Below are 2,144 nucleotides of genomic sequence, written 5' to 3' on the forward strand. Positions count from 1 at the left end.
CCGGCGACCTCGCGGTCATGCCCTGACGAGGCCGGGGCCCGCCTTCGCGCGCTCCCGCCGCAGGCCGCGTACCGTGGTCGCACGACCGCCCCGACCACGGTCGGCCAGGCCGGCACCCCTCGACCGTCGGGCGTCGGCACGGTCCACCAGAGATGGGACCGAGACGATGAGAATATCGACGACGCCTTTCGAGCTCGCCCGCCGAGCCGCCACGGTGCTCGGCTCCGGGCTCGAGGCCAGCATCATCTTCCAGGAGCACGGGGTCTCCGTCGCCGCGGGCAGCAGCACCGTGGCTGCCGCCCGGTGCGACCAGGCGGAGGCCCGGGCCGAGACCGGACCCTGCATCGACTCCATCCACCTGGGAACGGTCCAGGTCGTGCCGGTCGTCGCCGAGTCGGCGGGCTGGGACGCCTGGCGAGCCCAGACCCTGCGCGAGGGCTTCGTCTCCGCGCTCGCGGTCCCCGCCTTCGTCAACAAGGACGTCGCCGTCGCACTGAACCTGTACTCCCGCGCACCGGACCCCTGGAACAACGAGCTCCTCACCGCGGCCGACGGCTACGCACAGCTCGCCGCGTCCGTGGTCGCCCTGAACCTGGAGCTCGCCGAGCTGGAGGACGCCACCGCGGGCCTCTACCGCCAGCTCTCCGACGCCGCCGCCGTCGAACGCGCCGTCGGGGCCGTCATGCACTCCAACGACACCAGTGAGAGCGAGGCGAGGCGAATCATCGAGTCCGCCTCCAAGAACCGCAACGTGACGCAGCGCGACGTGGCCGAGACCATCCTGCGCGCCCTGGTCGTCACCGACGCGCCCGCGCCCGAGGAGCAGCCCGGCGCCTGAACGGGACGCCCAGGCGCCGCGCCGCCCCTGACCGGTCAGACCTCGCTCAGCCGGGGCACGACCTTCTCGACCAGGCCGGTCGCCCACGGGACGGGGTTCTCGTACGGCGTCGGCATGAGGCTCACCAGGCTGATCCCGAGCGCCCGGTACCGCTCCATGTCGGCGAGGAACGCGTCGACGTCCCCCCTGGGGTCGCCCTGGTAGAGCATCGTCTTCTCGATGGCGTCGTAGTCGGTGCCGAGCCGGTCGCAGTGCTCGCGCAGCACGTCGAGCTTGTGCCGCACCACGCCCAGCGCCTCGTCGCCGGCCGCGCCGAACAGGTTGCACGCCTGCCCGTACTCGGCCACGAGCCGCAGCGTCTTGCGCTCGCCGCCCCCGCCGATCATGACGGGCACGGTGCCGCGCGGAGGCTGCGGCAGGTTGATCGTCTCGGCGAGCTGGTAGTGCTTGCCGTCGAAGGCGCCGTCGTCCTGAGACCACATCTGCCGGCAGACCTGGATGGTCTCCTCCAGGCGCTCGAACCGCTCTGCCGTGGACGGGAACGGCACGCCGAGACCGGCGTGCTCGCGGTCGTACCAGGCGGCCCCGATGCCCAGCACCGCGCGCCCGCGCGAGAGCACGTCCAGCGTGGACACCGTCTTGGCCAGCAGGCCCGGGTGCCGGTAGGTGACGCCCGTGACCAGGAGGCTCAGGCGGACGTTCGTGGTGACTCCGGCCAGGTAGCCGAGCGTGGTGTAGCCCTCCAGCATGGGCTCGTACGGCCCGCCGGCGTCGATCATCTGGAACCAGTGGTCCATGACCGTCAGCAGGTTGACGCCGCCCTCGTCGGCGACCTGCGCGGTCTCGGTGAGGCGATCGGCCAGGGTGGTCTCCCACTCCGGGTGGGTGAACGTGTAGTAGTGCAGCCCAAGATCCATACGAACGACCCTAGCACCGGTTGTCAGACTCTGACGCGACTGTCGTGAACTGCCACGACGCCGGGTGAGGTTCGCCCCCTGTGGTGGTACGCACCCCGGACCGGGCGTTGACTGGGAGCGCGGGGGGACCGAGCCGAGGAGCAGCCCCATGAGCGACACCGCCGACGTCCGGCCCGAGGTCCCGGCCGAGGTCCCTCCCGAGGTCCTGGCCGCCGTCCGTACCAAGCACCGCGCCCTCTGGGCGCTCGGCGACTACCCGGCCGTCGCCGCCGAGGTGGTCCCCGCCCTGGGCCCGATCCTGGTCGACGCCGTCGGGGTACGCCCCGGCGACCGGGTGCTCGACGTCGGGGCCGGCTCCGGCAACGCCGCCATCCCCGCCGCGCTCGCGG

At 72.5% G+C, this 2,144-nt stretch carries 2 protein-coding genes and 1 pseudogene; 2 read left to right on the plus strand and 1 reads right to left on the minus strand.

The window, feature by feature from the left end; genetic code table 11:
* The first annotated feature begins 166 nt into the window (after positions 1 to 166).
* A complete protein-coding gene (locus PROKR_RS28660; RefSeq protein ID WP_084800754.1) occupies positions 167 to 838 on the plus strand; it encodes a GAF and ANTAR domain-containing protein in 672 nt (223 codons plus the stop codon).
* Positions 839 to 873: 35 nt separating this feature from the next.
* On the opposite strand, the gene PROKR_RS28665 is transcribed toward PROKR_RS28660, so the two are convergent.
* Complete coding sequence (locus PROKR_RS28665; RefSeq protein ID WP_036970866.1) at positions 874 to 1,755, minus strand: LLM class F420-dependent oxidoreductase; 882 nt, start codon at positions 1,753 to 1,755, stop codon at positions 874 to 876.
* A gap of 148 nt (positions 1,756 to 1,903) precedes the next feature.
* On the opposite strand from PROKR_RS28665, the pseudogene PROKR_RS28670 reads away from it, so the two are divergent.
* Positions 1,904 to 2,144, plus strand: a pseudogene (locus PROKR_RS28670) (SAM-dependent methyltransferase); the annotation flags it as partial.

The sequence above is a fragment of the Promicromonospora kroppenstedtii DSM 19349 genome, from assembly GCF_000515355.1.
Taxonomy (GTDB): domain Bacteria; phylum Actinomycetota; class Actinomycetes; order Actinomycetales; family Cellulomonadaceae; genus Promicromonospora; species Promicromonospora kroppenstedtii.

What these genes read in the sequence shown, in the direction of transcription:
- PROKR_RS28665 (WP_036970866.1), bottom strand. Translation starts at nt 1,755, where the DNA reads ATGGATCTTGGGCTGCACTACTACACGTTCACCCACCCGGAGTGGGAG.
- PROKR_RS28660 (WP_084800754.1), top strand. Translation starts at nt 167, where the DNA reads ATGAGAATATCGACGACGCCTTTCGAGCTCGCCCGCCGAGCCGCCACG.